Here is a 2,362-nt window from a genome sequence, read left to right as displayed (position 1 = left end):
AATTCTTTCGGGTAGGGCTGTGGCATGGTGTCTATCCTTCCAGGCTTGCCTATGAACAAGCCAGATTAGATGTCACCTAACCCTGCATCAGTCCCCAATGCCTACCGCACTTGATACCAGCGACGAAGAGGTCACGTGGAGCCGCGATGGCGTCGTGACATCTCTGAGCGCAGATGGAAGCTTGCGAGCCTCCACCAGCGTCGACGATCGAGTCGATGTTGGACTCTCGGTTACAGAACATGCCGCGCCGAAAGATCTGTCTGTGACAACCGATGGCACCACCATCATGCATCGAAGCGGGACCGAGGCAGCCCATGCGATGCAGATCCTCGACAATGGTGCGATTAGCGCCAGTGTTCTTTTGGCAGGGCCTGACGCCGCGAAGACGACCCAGTACGATTTCACCGAAGACGTTGCACCTGTTCTGCAGAAGACCGGTGCGGTGGCGCTGTACAAGGATGAGGTGCTGGTCGGTGTGGTCGAACAACCGGTTTCGCACGACGCTTCCGGGGCCGAAGTCGACTCTCACTATTCCATCGAAGGGAATCGACTGGTGCAGACCGTGGACCCCGAGCCGAAGAGCGTTTACCCGATTGTGGCGCAGGCTGCGGTCGCCGTCTTCTACACGAGGGGTGACTATGTCCATGTCACTAGAGGTCAAGCTTCAGGTCACGGGTGGTGGATCAAAGGCACGGCCAAAGCGACGAAAGCGAAGGTCACGGTGCAGCTGCAGTATAAGCCGAAGAAGACTTCGTCGTGGAACAGAAGGGGCAAGGCTGGGGTGAAGACAATCGGGCCGGGCACTTCGAAGAGAGCCAACGCCCGGATGACGTGTAGGTCGCAGGCTAGAAAACAATGGCGTAGCTGGGTGGATGTCAATCTCATTGGATACCTCGATTCCCCCAATAAGCTCTACACAAGCGCAAGGACTCTTAAATGCACATTGTGAAAGGTTCGACTGACCCAATCATCGTCAGTGTCGACGGTACATTGGAGGTCACGGAGGCTATCCACAGAGGTATCCAAGCGGGCGAAATCGACGAAGAGGGCGCGTTTGCGCGGTTCTTCGGACTGTGCACGGCTTTGAGCCCGCAGAGCTCCGCCAACAAGGCGTTTGAAGCACATGAGGGCTTCTGGGCATTCGGCGGCGCAGAGACTCTGCGAACGCTGAGGGGGGGGGAGCTTGGATGGTTTCAGATCGAACATCTTGGCGGAGTTCCACCAGCTATGCTTGTGCCGCTGTTCGTTCATGCAGCTGCCGATACCGTCGCCCAGTTAGGGAGCCTGTCGATATCGTCGTTCAGTATTCAGATCCCGGGGCACGTTGCGCCGGTCGACCCCGTGTGGATCCAGACGCTCCTCGACCAGTTCGCAGCAGTCGACGGTGCGACAGAGCCAACCGAAGCCACCGTGAACCTATTTACGACTCCCCGGGCGCGATTACGCGATTCCGCGGTCGAAAATTGGTTTGAAGCCACGCACACCGGCGGTATCGTGCTCCGTACGTTGACCGACGAAAACTCTAGGGCCACGTTCGATGATCGGTGGGCGTTGCGTTCGTCACCGATGGTGTTACGTGCAGTGTTCGATGTTCCCGAGTGGTCTGCTGCGAGTGCGTCGACGCTTGTTGCCTTCATGCTCGAAGCTGCGCGAGCAAGTAAGATCGACGGCCCGGTCATCGTCAATGTGGGCCGTAGTGAGTCTGCCTGAAGCAGATCGGCATATGCCATCTGATCATCTGCCGTTTGCAGCCCTATCGTGATTGAGAATGTAAGGTCGGCCTGAAACCGCCGGACTCGAGCAGACTTCTCGCGATGTAGTGCGTGAGGTTGCGGAATCCCAAAGCAGACCCGCGGAGATGTTCGAGCCTGCCATTGATCGCTTCAGTCGGACCATTGGACGTTCCCGGTCGGGTGAAGAACGCCAGCACATCAACAGCTCGACGCTTCAAAGTCCTTCCCAACTGTTTGAGCTCAACCAGCCCTGTCGGCAGATTCGTCGTCAGGGTATCGATGACCGTTGTCAAGAGCTTTTTGCCCTCGTTGCGGTCAGCGGTTCGGTAGGCGTTCACAATGTCTTGGTAGACAGCCCAGGTGACTTCGACTTCGGTGAAACTCGAATCGGTGAACAGCCCCGCGATCCTCTCCTGCTGCTTGGTTGTGAGCAGATCAGCGCCTGTGTGCAGAGTCCTCCTTGCTCGATACATGGGTTCTTTCGCTCGTCCACGATGGCCAGTTGTCTCCTGCTGAATACGACGACGCACTTCGTCGAGAGCATCACCGGCGAGCTTGACGACGTGGAAGGGGTCCATGACTTCGACAGCGTCGGGCAGTTCCTCAACTGAGGCTGTTTTGAAGCCGGA

The 2,362-nt window shown here is 57.4% G+C and carries 3 protein-coding genes; 2 read left to right on the top strand and 1 reads right to left on the bottom strand.

Translation table 11 applies throughout. The features are described 5' to 3' along the window. Positions 1–97: 97 nt before the first annotated feature. Together MPN20_RS17010 and MPN20_RS17005 are read left to right on the top strand one after the other, a co-directional pair. Positions 98–949 (top strand): hypothetical protein, encoded by an 852-nt coding sequence (locus MPN20_RS17010; protein ID WP_242784043.1) that lies wholly within the window; start codon positions 98–100, stop codon positions 947–949. Further along, positions 937–1,710, top strand: a complete 774-nt coding sequence (locus MPN20_RS17005) for a hypothetical protein (protein WP_242784042.1) — start codon at positions 937–939, stop codon at positions 1,708–1,710. The genes MPN20_RS17010 and MPN20_RS17005 overlap by 13 nt, the downstream gene beginning before the upstream one ends. A 43-nt stretch (positions 1,711–1,753) precedes the next feature. Here the strand turns inward: MPN20_RS17005 and MPN20_RS17000 are convergent. Continuing rightward, positions 1,754–2,362: transposase (locus MPN20_RS17000; protein ID WP_242784040.1), on the bottom strand; the 609-nt coding region annotated here is incomplete at its 5' end.

Origin of the sequence: Brevibacterium sp. ZH18 (genome assembly GCF_022748595.1) — a bacterium.
Taxonomy (GTDB): domain Bacteria; phylum Actinomycetota; class Actinomycetes; order Actinomycetales; family Brevibacteriaceae; genus Brevibacterium.
This window is presented reverse-complemented; position numbering and strand designations above follow the sequence as displayed.

Bases quoted from the DNA above. Each gene is read 5' to 3' on its own strand.
- MPN20_RS17005 (WP_242784042.1), top strand. From the start codon at position 937: ATGCACATTGTGAAAGGTTCGACTGACCCAATCATCGTCAGTGTCGAC.
- MPN20_RS17010 (WP_242784043.1), top strand. From the start codon at position 98: ATGCCTACCGCACTTGATACCAGCGACGAAGAGGTCACGTGGAGCCGC.